The sequence below is a fragment of the Xanthomonas sp. NCPPB 1826 genome (assembly GCF_056725285.1).
Window position 1 is genome coordinate 1,097,718 of the sequence record NZ_CM161521.1, and the last position, 16,983, is coordinate 1,114,700.

General features: G+C 66.4%; 17 protein-coding genes. 7 read left to right on the forward strand and 10 right to left on the reverse strand.

What is annotated here, in order from left to right; all coding sequences use genetic code 11:
• Positions 1 to 15: 15 nt before the first annotated feature.
• From AC1PLA_RS04655 to AC1PLA_RS04695, 9 genes are all read right to left on the reverse strand, one after another.
• Positions 16 to 975, reverse strand: coding sequence for a symmetrical bis(5'-nucleosyl)-tetraphosphatase (locus tag AC1PLA_RS04655; protein WP_039530601.1), 960 nt, complete (start codon positions 973 to 975; stop codon positions 16 to 18).
• A 28-nt stretch (positions 976 to 1,003) separates the two neighbouring features.
• Entirely contained in the window at positions 1,004 to 1,387 is a 384-nt protein-coding gene (gene apaG / locus AC1PLA_RS04660; RefSeq protein ID WP_039523655.1) for a Co2+/Mg2+ efflux protein ApaG, read from the reverse strand.
• Positions 1,388 to 1,423: 36 nt separating this feature from the next.
• A complete protein-coding gene (rsmA, locus tag AC1PLA_RS04665; RefSeq protein WP_047124649.1) occupies positions 1,424 to 2,212 on the reverse strand; it encodes a 16S rRNA (adenine(1518)-N(6)/adenine(1519)-N(6))-dimethyltransferase RsmA in 789 nt (262 codons plus the stop codon).
• Between the two features lie 116 nt (positions 2,213 to 2,328).
• The gene (gene pdxA, locus AC1PLA_RS04670; RefSeq protein WP_104590410.1) at positions 2,329 to 3,297 is read right to left on the reverse strand and encodes a 4-hydroxythreonine-4-phosphate dehydrogenase PdxA; all 969 of its coding nucleotides are present in this window, start codon (positions 3,295 to 3,297) and stop codon (positions 2,329 to 2,331) included.
• Between the two features lie 4 nt (positions 3,298 to 3,301).
• Positions 3,302 to 4,702: a peptidylprolyl isomerase gene (locus AC1PLA_RS04675; RefSeq protein WP_104560200.1), complete on the reverse strand. Its 1,401-nt coding sequence runs from the start codon at positions 4,700 to 4,702 to the stop codon at positions 3,302 to 3,304.
• Complete coding sequence (gene lptD / locus AC1PLA_RS04680) at positions 4,699 to 7,128, reverse strand: LPS-assembly protein LptD (protein WP_167763027.1); 2,430 nt, start codon at positions 7,126 to 7,128, stop codon at positions 4,699 to 4,701. The genes AC1PLA_RS04675 and lptD overlap by 4 nt, the downstream gene beginning before the upstream one ends.
• Before the next feature lie 125 nt (positions 7,129 to 7,253).
• A complete protein-coding gene (locus AC1PLA_RS04685; RefSeq protein WP_481105689.1) occupies positions 7,254 to 8,162 on the reverse strand; it encodes a histone deacetylase family protein in 909 nt (302 codons plus the stop codon).
• A 37-nt stretch (positions 8,163 to 8,199) separates the two neighbouring features.
• Entirely contained in the window at positions 8,200 to 8,757 is a 558-nt protein-coding gene (locus AC1PLA_RS04690) for a cob(I)yrinic acid a,c-diamide adenosyltransferase (protein WP_481105690.1), read from the reverse strand.
• 1 nt (position 8,758) lies between these two features.
• Positions 8,759 to 9,337: a hypothetical protein gene (locus AC1PLA_RS04695; protein ID WP_481105691.1), complete on the reverse strand. Its 579-nt coding sequence runs from the start codon at positions 9,335 to 9,337 to the stop codon at positions 8,759 to 8,761.
• A gap of 284 nt (positions 9,338 to 9,621) precedes the next feature.
• Here AC1PLA_RS04695 and ubiH point away from each other — a divergent pair, with 284 nt between their 5' ends.
• The 5 genes from ubiH to AC1PLA_RS04720 all read left to right on the forward strand — a co-directional run bounded on the left by ubiH (position 9,622) and on the right by AC1PLA_RS04720 (position 14,522).
• Positions 9,622 to 10,830, forward strand: coding sequence for a 2-octaprenyl-6-methoxyphenyl hydroxylase (ubiH, locus tag AC1PLA_RS04700; protein ID WP_481105692.1), 1,209 nt, complete (start codon positions 9,622 to 9,624; stop codon positions 10,828 to 10,830).
• Positions 10,827 to 12,008 carry a UbiH/UbiF family hydroxylase gene (locus tag AC1PLA_RS04705; protein WP_349780364.1) on the forward strand — a complete coding sequence of 394 codons (1,182 nt, stop codon included), beginning with the start codon at positions 10,827 to 10,829 and terminating at the stop codon, positions 12,006 to 12,008. Before ubiH ends, AC1PLA_RS04705 begins: the two co-directional genes overlap by 4 nt.
• A 114-nt stretch (positions 12,009 to 12,122) precedes the next feature.
• The gene (locus AC1PLA_RS04710) at positions 12,123 to 12,845 is read left to right on the forward strand and encodes an alpha/beta fold hydrolase (RefSeq protein ID WP_047125963.1); all 723 of its coding nucleotides are present in this window, start codon (positions 12,123 to 12,125) and stop codon (positions 12,843 to 12,845) included.
• 85 nt (positions 12,846 to 12,930) lie between these two features.
• Positions 12,931 to 13,362: a nuclear transport factor 2 family protein gene (locus AC1PLA_RS04715; protein ID WP_039523669.1), complete on the forward strand. Its 432-nt coding sequence runs from the start codon at positions 12,931 to 12,933 to the stop codon at positions 13,360 to 13,362.
• A 125-nt stretch (positions 13,363 to 13,487) separates the two neighbouring features.
• Positions 13,488 to 14,522 carry a SphA family protein gene (locus tag AC1PLA_RS04720; RefSeq protein WP_349780365.1) on the forward strand — a complete coding sequence of 345 codons (1,035 nt, stop codon included), beginning with the start codon at positions 13,488 to 13,490 and terminating at the stop codon, positions 14,520 to 14,522.
• Between the two features lie 210 nt (positions 14,523 to 14,732).
• On the opposite strand, the gene AC1PLA_RS04725 is transcribed toward AC1PLA_RS04720, so the two are convergent.
• Entirely contained in the window at positions 14,733 to 15,407 is a 675-nt protein-coding gene (locus tag AC1PLA_RS04725; RefSeq protein WP_047128171.1) for a GntR family transcriptional regulator, read from the reverse strand.
• 235 nt (positions 15,408 to 15,642) lie between these two features.
• Between AC1PLA_RS04725 and AC1PLA_RS04730 the strand changes: the two genes are divergently transcribed.
• Both AC1PLA_RS04730 and AC1PLA_RS04735 read left to right on the forward strand, forming a co-directional pair.
• On the forward strand, positions 15,643 to 16,548 hold the full coding sequence (locus tag AC1PLA_RS04730) for a gallate dioxygenase (protein WP_481105693.1): 906 nt from the start codon (positions 15,643 to 15,645) through the stop codon (positions 16,546 to 16,548).
• A 10-nt stretch (positions 16,549 to 16,558) separates the two neighbouring features.
• A complete protein-coding gene (locus AC1PLA_RS04735; protein WP_039523676.1) occupies positions 16,559 to 16,918 on the forward strand; it encodes a protocatechuate 3,4-dioxygenase in 360 nt (119 codons plus the stop codon).
• The last annotated feature ends 65 nt before the right edge of the window (positions 16,919 to 16,983 follow it).

Genomic DNA, 16,983 nt, shown 5'->3' on the forward strand with positions numbered 1-16,983 from the left:
GATCACTCACGTTAACTAGTCCGCAGCGGGAGCGGGCGGAGCAGCACTGGGAGCGGTCGAACCGGCGCTCCCGTTCGCATTGTCTCCGCCACCGCCACGCTGGCGTTGCCGACGGCGCGGTGGCCGGCTGCGCTGTGCGGTCTTCGGCGGCTGCGTGATCGGGATTCCCGGCACCTGCACCACGCGCAGCTCGTCGGTATCTAGCTGCAGGGCGGTGAGTTTGCCGCCCCATACCGCACCGGTATCGATGGCGTGCACGCCCTGGGTGATGGTCAGCCCGAGTGCGGACCAATGCCCACAGACGATCTTGAGATCGCGCTCGACCCGGCCCGGCACTTCGAACCACGGATACAGGCCCTGCGCCTGGGTACCCGGGGTGCCCTTGTCGTCGGTGGCAATGCGCCCGCGCGGGGTGCAATAGCGCATGCGCGTGAACAGGTTGATGATTGCGCGGCTGCGGTCGTACCCGCTCAGGCCCGGCGACCAGCCCGGCTGATCGCCGTACATGTTGCGCAGCAGTTTGCGATAGCCGCCGCCCTGCAGTTGCTGCTCGACCTCGCGCGCATGTTTCTCGGCCATCTGCGTGGTCCATTTCGGCGCCAGCCCGGCATGGATCATCATCCAGCCCAGTTCGCGGTCCACGTGCGCCAGCTTCTGCATCCGCAGCCAGTCGAGCAGCAGGTCGCGGTCTTCGGCTAGCACGATGCGCAGCAGATCCGGGTTGACCTTGCGCTGTTCCTCTTCCGAACGCGCGCCGATCGCCAGCAGCGACAGGTCATGGTTGCCCAGCACCACCACGCTATGTGCGCGCAGCGAATGCACCAGGCGCAGCGTTTCCAGCGATTGACCGCCGCGGTTGACCAGGTCGCCGCAGAACCACAGCGTGTCCTGCGCGGGGTCGAAGTTGATTTTTTCCAGCAGGCGCTGGGTGATGTCGTAACACCCCTGCAGGTCGCCAATTGCCCAGACGCTCATCGCGTGCGCTCCATCAGTCCAGCATCCATCAGTGCAGCGTCCTGGGTACGCTCAGCACGAAGGCGGCGATCGGGGCGGTGAATTCGGTGCCATCGTCGGCCACCATGTCGTAATGACCTTGCATCTGTCCCTGCTCGGTCTCCAGCAGCACGCCGGAGGTGTAACTGAATGCCTCGCCGGGACGCAGCCATGGCTGTTCGCCGACCACGCCCTCGCCATCCACCCGTTCGGTGCGTCCGTTGGCGTCGGTGATCTGCCAGTGGCGCGCGATCAGGCGCGCAGGCACGGCCCCCGCGTTCTGGATGCGGATGCTGTAGGCGAAGGCATAGCGGCCTTCGTCAGGGGTCGATTGGTGGGCGAGGAAGCGGGGCGACACCTCGACCTCGACCCGGTAGCGCGGATCATCGTGCATGCGGAAAGTCTAAATAAAACCGTGTGGGAGCGGCGCTCAAGCCGGCTCGACATTGGCCAGGCGGATGAAATCCGCGACCTCGAGTTGTTCGGCGCGTGCATCCGGGCGCACCTGCGCGGCCTCGAAATGGGCAGGCTCGCAGACGTTGGACAAGGCATTGCGCAGGGTCTTGCGACGCTGGCCAAAGCCGGCGCGCACCACGTCGGCAAAGCGCCGCCGATCCCTGATCAGCACCGTGGCCGGATCGCGCGGCACCAGCCGTACCACCGCCGAGTCCACCTTCGGCGGCGGCCGGAACGCGCCCGGCGGCACCACGAACAGCGCGGTGACCTCGCAATACGCCTGCAGCATCACGCTCAAGCGCCCGTACACCTTGCTGCCGGGGCCGGCGGCCATGCGGTCGACCACTTCCTTTTGCAGCATGAAGTGCATGTCGGCCACCGCTGCGGCATGGTCCAGCGCATGGAACAGGATTGGCGAGGAGATGTTGTAGGGCAGGTTACCGACCAGCCGGATCGGCGTGCCATCAGCTAGTGCAGTGAAATCCACACTGAGCACATCGCGATGGATGATGCTCAGCGCGCCGATCGGTGCGGCCGCGTCGGTCAGTGGTGCGATCAGGTCGCGGTCGAATTCGATCACGGTCAGTGCGCCGTGCTTGCGCAGCAGCGGAAAGGTGATCGCGCCCTGACCAGGGCCGATTTCGACCAGGTGCTGGCCGGCGCGCGGGTCCACTGCCTGCACGATGCGGTCGATGTAATACCGGTCGGCAAGAAAGTGCTGGCCAAGCGACTTCTTGGCCGGTGCGCTGAAAGAATGATTCATGTGCGCAGTTTAACGTGGCAGCGCCTGCACGCGGTGCCGGTTCTGCGCATCGCCGGCACGCCAGACGGGCTGCGTGCACGCTGTGCCCCGTCCAAGCCCGGCAATCGCCCCCTCGCTTAGCCGCGTGCGGCCAAGCGCGCGCACAGCTCCGTCGCCGCCATCAGGCTGGACGGGTCGGCGATACCGCGCCCGGCCAGCTCCAGCGCGGTACCGTGATCGACCGCTACGCGCGGATAGGGCAGGCCGAGCGTGATGTTGACCGCCTGCTCGAAGCCGCTGTACTTGAGCACCGGCAGGCCCTGATCGTGATACATCGCCACCACCGCATCGAAGCCGGTGAGCTTCTGTGGCAAGAATGCGGTATCGGCCGGCAGGGGGCCGATCAATTGCATGCCGTCGCCGCGTAGCTGCTCCAGTACCGGGATGATGATGTCCAGTTCCTCGCGGCCCAGGTGCCCGTCTTCGCCGGCATGCGGGTTGAGGCCCAGCACCGCGATGCGCGGGCGTTCCAGGCCGAAGTCGCGTCGCATCGCGGCGTCGGTGATGCGCAGGCAGCGCGTCACCGCGTCGGCAGTGATCGCATCGGCCACTGCGCGCAGCGGCAAATGGGTGGTCACCAGGGCGACACGCACGATGGCATTGGCCAACATCATCACCACCGGGCAGCCCGCCTGTTCGGCCAGCAGCTCGGTGGTGCCGGTGTAGGGAATGCCGCCGGCATTGATCACTGCCTTGTGCACCGGGCCGGTGACGATGCCCTGCAGCTTGCCGGACAGGCAGTCGCCGGCAGCGCCACGCAGGCCGGCGATGACCGCCGCCGCATTGGCGGGGTCCGCGGTACCAAAACGGGTCGGCACGGCCTGGCGGATCGGATGCAGCGGCAGGTCGCCGGGCGCGCGGGCGCGCTGGTCCGGATCGAGCAGCCGTACAGACAAAGACAGCGCCTTTGCGGCGCTGTGCAGGGTATCCGGATCGGCGTAGGCGATCAGGTGGGCATCCGAGCGCGGCCGTTGGGCGAGCCGGACGCACAGTTCCGGCCCGATCCCGGCCGGCTCGCCTGGCACCAGCGCGAGCGACGGGAGCATCGAATCAGCGCGTCGGCTGCGCCGGCGGCGGCGTCGGTGCGGCAGGCGCCGCAGGGTCGGCCGGCTTGACCGGAGCGGCGGTGGCATCGCCATCGGCGCGGTCGCCGGTGCGGAAGCTCACATACGCTTCGCCACGCAGCTCCTGCAGATAGCGGTTGTATTCTTCTTCCAGCTTGCGGCGGCCGATCGTTTCACGGATCTGCGCACGCTGGCTTTCGGCACTGACGTCGGTCTGACGGCTGCCCACGCGCTGCACGATGTGCCAACCCGCCTGGGTGCGGAACGGCTCGGACACCGCGCCATCGGCCAGCCCTTCGACCTGCTTGCCGAAGTCCGGGCCGAACGCATCGGCCGGGAACCAGCCCAGATCGCCACCCTGGCCACGGCTGTTGGTGTCTTCGGAAGACTCCTTCGCGGTAGCCTGGAAGTCGGCGCCGCCGGTGATGCGGGCACGCAGTGTGTCGATCTTGGCCTTGGCCTGCGCCTCGGTCTGGCTGTCGTTGATGCGCACCAGGATATGGCGTGCGTTGTATTCGGTGACCAGCTTCTTTTCGCCGCCGGCATTGGCGTCGCGCATTTCCACCAGCTTGAGCAACTGGAAACCGCTCGGGCCACGCAACGGACCGGCGACCTGACCGGGCTGCATGTCCCGAATCAGCTGGGCGAATGCGTTGGGGATTTCGTCCAGGCTGCGCCAGCCCAGATCGCCGCCTTCCAGCGCGTTCGGGCTGTCGGAATACCGCACTGCCGCTGCCGAGAAGTCCAGCTCGCCCTTGTCGATCAATGCCTTCACGCCATCGACCTTTTTCTGGCCGGTGGCGATCTGGTCAGCCGTCGCACCTTCCGGCAAACCAACCAGGATGTGCGCCAGGTGATATTGGCTGCCGGTGGTGGCCTGCTGTGCCAGCGCCGTGTCCACTTCACCTTCGCTCACGCTGATGCGGCTCTGCGCAAAGCTCTGACGCAGGCGCTGCACGATGATTTCGTCACGCACCGAAGCGCGGAAATCGCCATAGCCCATGCCGTCGGCCGCCAGTTTCTGGCGCAGGCCATCGACAGTGGTGCCGTTCTGCTGGGCGATGCTGGCAATTGCCCGGTTGAGTTCCTCGTCGCTGACGCGGATACCGCTGCCATCGGCACGACCGACCTGCAATTTGACCAGAACCAGACGCTCGAGCACCTGGCGCTGCAGGACATCGTCTGGCGGCAGCTGGTTTTCCCGGCCGGCGTACTGCGACTTGACGTTGCGTACGGCGCGATCGAGCTCGCTCTGCAGCACCACGTCTTCATCGACGATGGCGGCAATGCGATCCAGCGGCTGGGATTGCTGTGCCGAGGCCAACGGCGAGAGCGTGCTGGTGAGTACCAGCAGCGAGGCAAGAACAACAGAGAAAGGCTTGGTCATGGAATCAAGTTCGGATCGTAATCGTCCGGATTAGTCGTGGTATTGCTGGGCGGGACCAGGTACAGGTCGTCGCGGTAATAGCCGAGAATAGCACGGCGCAAAGTGCGGTCCGTGTTCTGCCCGAACGAGCTCAAGCCCTTCAGCACGAACTCCACCTGGATGGAGTTGTCCATCTCGCCATTGCGGTTGCGCACGAACCGGCGCACCAGCGCGCGCACCGCCAGGCAGCAGCTGTCCCACTGCACGCCACCGATGATTTCCAGCGGCTTGCGGTCCAGTAGCGAGTAGTAATAGCGGCCGACCGCACTCCAGGTGGGGTTAATCGGGTACAGGAAGGAGAAGTCGGCCTGCTTGAGCTGGTCACTATCGTCGATCAGGTTGCGACGATAGCGATACGCCAGATTGATGATGCCGTCGTTGTTCAGCAGATAACGCGTGCGCAGGCTGGCCAGATCTTCCTTGCGCGAGTTGGGGTTCCACTGATAGGTGGCGCCCATCGACCAACGATCATTGATCATGTAGTTGGCATCGGCCACCCAGGCCGACTTGCCCTGATCGATGGTCTGCTCGCTACCGGCAGCGGCATTGGTGCTGTTGTTGATGGTGACCAGCGAGTCGTTGAAATACAGGATCTGGCCTGCACTCAATGACAGCTTCTCGCGGCCGTCGTCCTGGCGCAGCCAGCGCGAGGTCACCGCCAGGGTCAACTGGTTGGCATCGTTCTGGCGGTCCGCACCGGTATAACGCGTGTCGCGGAACAATTGGCCATAGCTGAAGGTGAACGGGCGGGTATCGAAGACCGGCAGATCATCCTGGTCGCGGTACGGCACGTACAGATAGTACATGCGCGGTTCCAGCGTATTGAGATAGTTGGTGCCGAACACCGAGGTCTCACGGTCGAAATACAGACCGGCGTCGACGGATGCGATCGGCAGGCTGCGCGACGGAGAACGGTCGCCGGTCAACGGCGCGGTGTTGGCCAACGTCGAATCCAACTGATACGCGGTGTAGCGCCATGCCACGGTCGGAGTGAAGAACCAGGCAGCGCCGGACAACGGCATCGAGATGTAGGGCTTGATGTCAAAGCGCGAGCCGCTGCCATATTCCTTGTTGCGGATATTGGTGCGGACGTACTCGTCGCCGTTGTTATCGTTGTTGCCACTGTTGGGCGTGAACGTCACCAGGTACGAGTCGTCATGGGTGAAACGCACCGCCTCGGCATACACACCGGCCTCGAAGACGCCGAATGGCTTGTCCCAGGTGAAATACGCGCGCGGCTGGCGGTTGTAGGGCAAGGCCTGCTCGTCCAGCGTGTAGTCGGTGAGCTGCCAGCGGTCGGCCATCAGGCCGGCGGTCCAGGTCTCGCCCGTGCCGTAGATGCCTACAGTGCTCTGCAGGCTGGAGGCCGAGCCCATCCCATTAATGCGGCTGGTGAAATCTTCCACATAGCGGGTGTCGCTGACCCAGGAAATGCTGGCGCGCGCCTGCCAATACGTGTTGACGTTATGGTAGCCGCTATAGAAGACGCTGCCGCGATCTTTGTCGCGCAACTTGTCGTTGGGCAGATAGTTGCCGGTGATCTCGCCGCGACCGCCTTCGTACAGATAGCGGAACTCGGTGCCGAACATGAAACCGCGCTTGCTCATGTAGCGTGGCAACAGTGTCGCGTCGTAGTTCGGCGCCAGGTTCAGATAGATCGGTTGCAGGTAGTCGAAGCCATTGCGGCCGGATAGGCCGAACTGCGGGAACAGCAAGCCGGTCTGGCGACGGTCATCGATCGGGAACTTGAACCAGGGGAAATACAGCACCGGCACCTTGCCGATTTGCAGTACGGCGTTGCGGGCGGTGCCGAAGCCTTCTTCGTTGTCGACGTCGATCTCCGGCGCGCGCACGCGCCAGATCGGCTGCGAGGGATCACAGGTGGTATAGGTCGAGCGGTGCATCTGCCCAACCTGGCCCTGCAGGTCCACCGATTCGGCCGCGCCGTTGCCGCGCCGGTCCACCAGTTGGTACTGGATGTTGGTGACCTTGTGGGCGTCGGTGTCCTGATTGCCTTCGGCGCGGTCGGCGACCATGCGGAAGGAGGTGTCCTGGTAGCGGACATGGCCTTCGGCGATGTAGTTGCCGGTCTCGGTGTCCATGCGCAGGTTGTCGGCGCCCAGGAACTGGTCGCCGCGCTTGAGCGCCACATTGCCCTGGTACTGCGGGGTGGTGCTGGTGCCGGACAGCTGGTCGCCTTCGATGTCGGTCGGCAACTGCTGGCGCATTTCGGCGGCCTTGGCGTCTGCGGCGGGCGCGCCGTCGAAGCCTGGCAGCGGATCCACGGCCGGGCACAGTCCCCAGTTCAACGGCTTGTCGGCAGCCATGGCCGGGAGGCAGATGGCGATGCTCAAAGGCAGGGGCAGCAGGCGGAGAACTCGGCGCACGCGTGATTCAACCAATAAAATGGCGACTAGCTTGCCGTATACCCCGCATAGGGGCAATGAAGAGCTCCCTGGTCGGGAGGGCGAGGTTCATCGCGATGGGGGCGCGAGCAAGGCGCCGGTAGGGTTCAACGCAGCGCGGCCACGTGCGCCACGCTGCTTTCGCGCAAGGCCTGCAGGTCGTAGCCGCCTTCCAGCATGGACACCACCCGGCCACGGGCATGCCGCTCGGCCAGGGTGCGCAGCGCGCCGGTCAGCCAGGCGAAATCGTCGGCATCGAGCATCAGATCGGCCAGCGGATCGCGCAGATGCGCATCGAAGCCGGCCGAGATCAGGATCAGCTGCGGGCGGAAGGCATCCACCAGCGGCAGCATCTCGTCTTCCCACACGTTGCGGAAGCGCAGCCCGTCGCTGCCTGGTTGCAGCAGCAGGTTGTGGATGTTGCCGATGCCGCGCTCGTAAACGCTGCCCGAGTGCGGATAGAGCCCGGACTGGTGGGTGCTGAGATACTGCACGCTCGGGTCGCGTTCGAAGATCGCCTGCGTGCCGTTGCCGTGGTGGACGTCGAAATCCACGATGCTGATGCGTTCCAGCCCATGCCGGTCGCGCGCGTGCGCGGCGGCCACGGCAATGTTGTTGAACAGGCAAAAGCCCATCGACACCTGCGCGGTGGCGTGGTGCCCGGGTGGGCGCACTGCGCAGAAGGCGGTGCGGGTGGCGTCCTGCATCACCGCGTCCACCGCGGCGATGCCGGCGCCGGCCGCGCGCAATGCTGCCGCGCGCGAGCCAGGTGACATCACAGTATCCACGTCGAGCCGGTGGTGGCCTTGGAACGCGGTTTCCAGCACCGCGTCGACCTGTTCGCGCTCGTGCACCCGGCACAGGTCGCCGAGCTTGGCCAGTGGCGCCTCGCGCCAGTCCAGGTCCGGGAACGCGTCGCGCAGAGCCCCCACCACCGCTTCCAGGCGGGCGGGGCTCTCGGGATGCTCGGGGCCGGCGTCGTGACCGAGGCAGGCGGGATGGGTAAAGACCAACATGGGGCAAATCTAGCCTGTCCGCCGTGCCATGTGCAGGTCAGCCGCGCCGGCGGTCGTGCCGCCACAGTACTTCCTGCTGGCCATCGGCGCGCGCCAGCACGCGCGCCAGCACGAACAGCAGGTCGGAAAGCCGGTTCAGGTAGCTGATCGCCTCGCTGCGCACGCTCTCCTGGCGCGATAGCGCAACGGTCTCGCGCTCGGCCCGGCGCACGATGGTGCGGGCCAGGTGGCAGCGCGCAGCGGCCTCGCCCCCGGCCGGCAGGATGAACTCCTTCAGCTGGGGCAGCGTGTCGTTGAAAAGGTCCAGCTGGCGCTCCAGTGCATCGATATCGGCGCTATCGATGGCGGCATGGCCGGGGATGCACAGCTCGCCGCCCAGATCGAACAACTGGTGCTGGATGGTGGTCAGCAACGCGGCGATCGGTTCCGGTACGCCGGGGGCAGCCAGCAGCACGCCGATGGCCGAATTGGCCTCGTCCACGGTGCCGTAGGCGTTGACCCGCAGCGCATCCTTGCCGGTACGGCTGCCGTCGCCCAGCCCGGTGCTGCCGTCGTCGCCGGTGCGCGTATAGATCCGCGAGAGCCGGTTGCCCATCTCAGCCGGCCTGGGTCTGGCCAGGTGCGCTGGTCAGGCGCTCGGCGGCCACCTGGATTGCCGCAGCCGCAGCGACATACAGCGCGGCGCTGCGCAGATACGGCCCTAGCCAGTCGGTGTAGTTCTTGAACCAGCCGGCCACGGTCGGCTCGGCCACGCTGGCACTGATCCAGTAGAAGCTGCCCTGGGCGATCAACTGGCACAGCGCCACCGAGAGCAGCAGCGCCGGCACCAGCCGGGCCAGCGCGCTCCACTGTGCGCCGTGATACTGCCGACGCAGCCACACGCCGCCGGCCCACAGCGCGAAATACGCCGGGATCAGGCACCAGTACGCCGGCGACACGCAGTAGTGCTGCCAGAAGCCCAGGCCCTGGTTGGTGATCACCAGCCAATCCACCGCCACCGCCAGCAGCATCAGCAGCGGGAACGCCAGCCTGGTGCGCGCGGCCAGATGGAAGCCGCCGATGAAGAACACCGCCCAGGACGCGTCCGGGATCGGCGCGAAGTGATTGATCCGCGTGGCCGCCATCAGGACGGCAAGCAGACTCAATACCAGGGTGTCGTGCGAGCGAGGAGTCATGCGCGGAGGTGGCCGGATCACAGGCTGGCGAGTGTAGCGTGGAACCCGGCACGCCCGCGCCATTGGCGGCCTTGCGGTGGCCCGCCTGGCGCAAGCAACTGCCTAGCGCCCCGTTGCCGAACACGGCGGACGCAAATCGGTGGGTGTCCGGATGCGCCCTGCACCGGCAAGGGTCGGCACTGCTCCCTGCGCGATCAGCCGGCCGCGCCAGACCAGCTAGGGCGCGGCAAGCTGTCCCACCCGCTCGCGGCAACGGGTCACGGGCGAAGGCTTATCATGTGGCAATGACACATCCACATGACGTTCTGATCGTCGGCGGCGGCCTGGTTGGCTCCAGCCTGGCGATTGCGCTGGACCGCATCGGCCTGGATGTCGGGCTGGTGGAAGCCACCCCGGCCGGCACGCCGCCAGCGGTGTTCGACCAGCGCAACCTGAGTTTTGCCGCCGCCACCGTCAATGCGCTGAGCGTGCTGGGGGTGATGGCCAAGCTGTGCAGCGCCCCTGGGCCGATCCGGCGCATCCACGTCAGCCGGGCCGGCGACTTCGGCCGTGTGCAGCTGGACGCGGCCGATTACGGCCGCGACAGCTTCGGCCAGGTGGTGGTGGCGCGCGATTTCGGTGAGGCCTTGCAGGCACGCCTGGACGAGCTGATTCGGCTGCGCCGCTATCGCCCGGCACGCTGCATCGGGGTCGAGCCGGTGCAGGACGGTCTGCGTGCGCTGCGGATTGCCACCGCCGATGGCGAGCAGCGCGTGCAGGCCCGGCTGGTGGTCGGCGCCGACGGCACCCATAGCGCAGTGCGCGAGCTGCTGCATATCGGCAGCGATGCGCACGACTTCCTGCAGACCTTGTTCGTGGCGCGGGTGCGTGCCTCGCGCCCACCGGATGGCACCGCCTGGGAGCGCTTCGGCGAGCACGGGCCGACCGCGCTGTTGCCGCGCGGCGACCGCCATTACGGCGCGATCCACTGCGTGGCGCGCGCCGAGGCCGAGGCGGTGGCCGCGCTCGACGAGACCGGCTGGCTGGCTCGGTTGCAGCGGGCGGCCGGATGGCGCGCCGGGCGCTTTGTCGCCAGCGGCGAGCGCAGCGCGTACCCGCTGGTGCAGGTGCTGGCCAACGAGCTGGTCGCCGAGCGCGTGGTGCTGCTGGGCAACGCCGCGCAGACGCTGCATCCGATTGGCGCGCAAGGCTTCAACCTCGGCTTGCGCGATGCACTGACGCTGGCCGAACTGATCGAGCACGATCGCAGCGATGCCGGGGCGGGCGCATTGTTGGCCGAGTACCTGGCGCGGCGGCGCGTGGACCGCGAGCAGACCATCGGGTTTTCCAGCGGTCTGGCGCGGCTCACCGGCAATCCGGCGCCGTTGCTGCGGCCGTTGCGCAGCCTCGGCCTGCTCGCCACCTCGCAGGCGGCGCCGCTGCAGTCGATGCTGGTCGGCGGGGCGATGGGTTTCCGGGGTGATGTGCCGCAGTTGTGCAGGGGCGTCGCATGAGTCGCCGTGGTAGCCGCGATGCCTTGATCGTCGGCGGTGGCGTGGTTGGTGCTGCCTGCGCGCTGGCGCTGGCCGATGCCGGCCTGAGCGTGGCTCTGATCGAAGGCCGCGAGCCCGCGCGCTGGCGGGCCGACCAGTCCGATTTACGCGTCTATGCCTTCGCCGCCGACAATGCCGCATTGCTCGACAGCCTGGGCGTATGGTCCTTGGTGCGCGCTGCCCGCGTGCAGCCGTACCGGCGCATGCGGGTCTGGGATGCGGCCGGTGGCGGCGAGCTGAGCTTCGATGCCGACACCCTGGGCCGCGAACAACTCGGCTGGATCATCGAACACGCGGTGCTGGTCGATCGCCTGTGGGCCGCCGTGCACGCGGCCGGCATCGAGGTGCATTGCCCGGCACGCGTGGTCGAGCTGGAGCAGGATGCACACAGCGTGCGCCTGCGCCTGGACGATGGCAGCCGCCTGGAAGCGGCGCTCGCCATCGCTGCCGACGGCGCCGCATCGACCCTGCGCGAGCTCGCCGGTCTGCCGGTGTCGCGGCATGCCTACGCGCAGCGCGGCGTGGTCGCCTTCGTGGAGACCGAAGAGCCGCATCAGGCCACTGCCTGGCAGCGTTTCCTGACCACCGGCCCGCTGGCATTCCTGCCGTTCGCCGATGGACGCAGTTCGATCGTATGGACCTTGCCGGATGCCGAGGCCGCGCGCGTGCTGGCGCTGGACGATGCCGACTTCGCGCGCGAGCTGACCCAGGCCTTCGCGGCGCGGCTGGGGCAGGTGCGGGTGGTCTCCGCGCGCACGGCGTTTCCGCTGCAACGGCAACTGGTGGAGCAATACGTCAGCGGCCGCGTGCTGACCTTGGGCGATGCCGCGCACGTGGTGCATCCGCTGGCCGGGCAGGGCGTCAATCTGGGCCTGCGCGATGTTGCTGCGCTGCGCGATGAAGTGCGCAATGCGCTGGCAAAGCGTGCGGACTGGGCCGCCCCGCATCGGCTGCAGCGCTGGGCGCGCACCCGGCGCAGCGAGAATACCGTGGCCGCGTATGGCTTCGATGCGATCAACACGGTGTTCTCCAACGACGACATGCACCTGACCCTGTTGCGCGGGTCGGTGCTCGGGCTGGCCGGCAAGTTGCCGCCGCTGGTCGATGTGCTGTGGAAGCGCGCCTCCGGCAGCGCGTGATCGCCTGAGGGCCGACGCGCACGGCGTCGGCCATGTCTTGGTATGTGGATTCGCTTATAGCGCGGGCAGCATGTTCCATACGACGGGCGCAGCCGGCGTGGCTACAGTCGAGCCATGTCATCTTCCACCACCCGTTCGTCCAAGCCCGGCCTGCTGCTGCTCTGCGGCCTGCTCTGCGACGCCAGCATCTGGCAGCCGCAACGCGCGGCGCTGAGCGATCTGGCCGAGGTGCAGGTGCTGGACTTCGCCGGCTTCGACAGCATCGTGCAGATGGCGGCACACGTATTGGCCGTCGCTCCGCCGCAGTTCGCAGTGGCCGGCCATTCGATGGGCGGGCGGGTGGCGCTGGAGATCATGCGCCAGGCGCCGCAACGGGTGCAGCGCCTGGCCTTGCTGGACACCGGCATCGCGCCACGCCGCGACGGCGAGCATGAGCAGCGCGCGGCGCTGGTGCGGCTTGCGCAGACGCAAGGCATGCAGGCGCTGGCACGGCAATGGCTGCCGCCGATGCTGCATCCGGACCGGCACGCCGATGCCGAGCTGATGAACCCACTGATGGCGATGGTGCAGCGGCATAGCGTGCAGGACTACGCCGGCCAGATCGAAGCCTTGCTGGAGCGCCCCGACGCCGCGCCGGTGCTGGCGCAGATCCGCTGCCCGACCTTGCTGGGCGTGGGTCGGCAGGACGTCTGGAGCCCCCTGGCCCAGCACCAGCAGATGGCGCAGCAGATCCCGCACGCACGGCTGGTGGTCTTCGAAAACAGCGGGCATATGGCGCCTCTGGAAGCGCCCGCGGCCGTCAGTGCAGCAATGCGCGACTGGCTGCAGGACGCGTGATGGCGGCCCGGTCCGGCTGGCGGCGCGTGCGCTGCCGTCGCTGATCAGGCGTGTCGGTTTTTCAGTAATGACCCGAGGAGGCTGCATGCCCGACGATGCATCGATCATCATTGCCTGCGAGCAGGTGATTCGCCAATTCGCGCTGCTCAACGATCGTCACGATCACGACGGCCTCGCCGCATTGTTCACTGCCGACGGCGTGTTCGCCCGCCCCAGTGCGCCGGAGCTGCCGGTGCACGGGCGCGAGGCGATTCTGCAATCGTTCCGCGCCCGTCCGCCGCGGACGACCTGTCACCTGATGCTCAACACCCTGGTCAGCATCCAGTCGCCGACCCTGGCGCATGCGCACAGCAAGGTCCTGCTCTACACCGCTGCAGACACCTCGACAGCGCCGCCCTGGACGGCCCAATCGCCTGCGTTGCTCGGCAGTTTCGACGACGTGCTGGTACTGGAGCAGGGGCGCTGGTTGTTCAAGCAGCGGCTTGGCGCCTTGCTGATGCGCATCGGCGCTGACTGATCGCTGCCTCGAACCGATTCAACGACGCACAGACGGCGCGTTCGCCGCCGCCGCGTACCGCAGCACCGCTTTCCTCCCCCACGTCGCGCCGCAGTCATCCATCCATCGCATTGGAGAATCGCCTAGTGGAACGCGTGAGCTCATCTGCCTGCTGTGCTGTTGCACCGCCACGGTTGCCGTCGTACCGGCGCCGTGTCCTGACCTTGCTGACACTGCTTGGCGCCGGCGTGCCCGTTGCGGCATCCGCACAAGCGGTGCCGGAAACCGCTGCACCGCCGCAGGGCATCAACCTGGGCGGGACAAGTTTTCTCGATGGCTTCGGCTCCTCGACGCCGGGCTGGACGGTGATCGAGTATCTGCGCCACTACGACTTCGACGCGATCAAGGACGCGCGCGGCGACGATTCGGCTGCCTTCCGCGATCCCAAGGTCGGTGTCAGCGTCCTGCTGACCCAGCTGATCTATGTCACGCCCTATCGGTGGAAGCGCGCGTCGCTGAGCTTCAATACGATCGTGCCGCTGGTCAACTACGACACGTCCTTCGCTGCAGACAGCCCGGTGCAGTTGCGCGGCAACGGGTTCGGGATGGGCGACATTTCCTTCGGCCCGGCGCTGCAGATCGACCCGGTGATGCGCAACGGACGAATCCTGTTCTTCCAGCGGTTCGCGATCGATGCGTTTGCTCCGGTGGGCAAATTCGATCGCGATGTCGCGATCAACCAGAGCACCGGATTCTGGTCGGTGGCGCCGCATTGGGCGTTCACCGTACAACCCAGCGACAACTGGGAGATCAGCATGCGGCTGAACTATCTCTACAATTTCCGCACCGATCGCGCCGGCGGCATACCGCCGATCCCGGGATTCCGTTTTCGCAATGGTCAGGCCGGCGATGTGCTGTGGGCCAACCTGGCCAGCTCGGTGAAGGTCAACGAGCAACTGCGCCTGGGCATCAACGGGTATTACCTGCAGCAGCTGAAGGACAATCGCACCAACGGGCAGCGTGTGCCGGACAGCAAACGCATGCAGTTCTATCTCGGGCCGGGGCTGTCCTGGCGGCTGGATGCCAACAACCTGCTGAATTTCAATGTCTATCTGCCGGTAGAGGTGAAGAACTCGGTGGCCGGCACCAGCGTCAACCTGATGTTCGTGCATTCCCTCTAGCGTGGACTCTCTGGCGTGGAAATCCGCACGTATCCGCAGCATGCACGCCGGTGTATCTGCGTGCATGCCGCGGCGCAGACGAATGCAGCACGCTGATGCAGGCAACGCTGCATGCAGCGCAAGCCCGGGTAGTCCTACGTTCGAGTTCTGAGCTGTGCAGGCTGCTGCGCCAGGCCAGTGCACGCTGTCCGCGCCAAACCCGTGCGCGCGTCAGATGCCCATGCTGTGGCGCTGGGTATTGGCGTGCTCGCGGAACAACAGCTCGGCACGCGCGCCATCGCGTTGTTCGATGGCCGAGACGATGGCGCCGTGCTGCCGATGTCCGTAGTACAGATCGTCGTAGGCCAGGCTGGGCGAGCGTTGGCCGAACACCACATTGACCGGGCTGACGAAGGGCACCACGGTGCACCGGTCCACGGTCTCGGTCAGGATCGGCTTGTTGGCGGCCACCACGATGGCGCGGTGGAAGCGGGCATTCATCGCGCCATAGGCCTGCTCGTCGTCGGCATCCAGGCTGCGCGTGGCCAGGATCCGGTCGCCTTCGCCCAGACAGGCATGCAGCGTGGCCAGCAACGCAGCCGAGGCGCCCTGTTCGGCGACGGCGCGTGCGGCCATGCCTTCCATCAGGGCACGCACCGCCAGGGCGTCCAGGCTCTCCTGCTGGCTGAAACGTCGCACCGCATAGCCGCGGTTGCCGGCCTGCACCAGCAGGCCTTCCTGGCACAGCGCCGGCAGGGCCTGACGGATGGGGGTGCGCGAGATGGCCAGTCGCTCGGCCAGCGCGGCTTCGGTGATGCGCTCACCGGGGGCGAAGGTGCCGCACAGGATCAGTTCGCGTAGCTGCTGGACCGCTTGCAATCGGTGGTTGTTCGCCATTGGCTCCATTCTCTCGCGCCGTACTGCAGCGCACGTTCCTTCGACGGGGAAAACTCGCAAAACCGGTATAAAAACCTTGCAGATGAGAGCGCTTGGTGGCACTTTGGATCCCAAGGATACCGTTTTGGCGGTCCGGAGTGGCTGGTCGGCGTTGTTGGGATCCCAAGGCGGGACGGATTTCGACTCAATCAATGATGCGCAATCGGCCAGCAGCGGTGGCCGGCGTGCATCGCAGGAGTGCAGCATGGCAAGCATCATCGGCGGCATCGGAACCTCGCACGTTCCCACCATCGGGGTGGCCTACGACAAGGGCAAACAGCAGGATCCATTGTGGAAGCCGTTGTTCGACGGCTACACACCGGTGGCTGCCTGGTTGGCCGAACAGCAGGCAGACGTGCTGGTGTTCTTCTACAACGACCATTGCACGACGTTCTTCTTCGACCTGTATCCGACCTTCGCCCTGGGCATCGGCGAGCGCTTCCCGGTGGCCGACGAAGGCGCAGGGCTGCGCAACCTGCCGCCGATCCGCGGCGATGTGCAATTGCAGGCGCATATCGCCGAGTGTCTGGTCAACGACGAGTTCGATCTGACGGTCTTTCAGGACAAGCCGATCGACCATGGCTGCGCGGCGCCGCTGCCGTTGCTGTGGCCGCACGTGCCGGACTGGCCGGGCACGGTGGTGCCGATCGCGATCAACGTGCTGCAGTACCCGCTGCCGACCGCGCGCCGCTGCTACCGCCTGGGCCAGGCGGTGCGGCGGGCGATCGAATCCTATCCGGAAGATCTTAGGGTGGTGGTAGTGGGCACCGGCGGGCTGTCGCATCAGATCCACGGCGAGCGCACTGGTTTCAACAACACCGACTGGGACATGGAATTTCTGGACCGCTTCCAGCATTCGCCGGAAACGCTGACCGATCTCACCCACACCGATTACGTGCGCCTGGGCGGCGCCGAGAGCGTGGAGCAGATCATGTGGCTGGCGATGCGTGGCGCGCTGGGCGGGCCGATCCGCAAGCTGCATCAGAACTACTACCTGATGACCACCACTGCGATGACGGTAGTGTTGTACGAGCCGGGCGTCGAAGCCGCTGACGCGCCGTCTTCGGCGCAATTGCTCGCGCACGCCACGTCTACCGCGAATGCTGCATGAGGGCCGGCCGATGAATCCGCAAGTACAGGGCATGGACCAGATCGGCGGCACTTACCTGTTCGATCTGCGCACCAGCAACCGCGCGTTGCGCATCAACCGATTCTTCTGGCATATGATCCGCGCCCCATGGCGCGATCGCTTTCTTGAAGATTCCGAAACCCTGATGCAGGAAGCCGGCCTCACCGAGCATGAAAAGGCGCTGATCCGTGCACGCGACTGGCTCGGGCTGGTGCAGTACGGCGCCAATTTCTTCGTCATCGAAAAATTCGCCCGCGTGGTGCGCATGACCAATCTGCAGGTCTACGCCATCATGCGTGGCGAATCCTTCGAAGATTTCATGCAGACCCGGCGTGTACCCGATGCACGCTGAGCTGCAGGCGGCGGCCTGGTGCCGTCCCGCCGCATTCCCCGACTTTCCAACGTAAGGTCTACCCC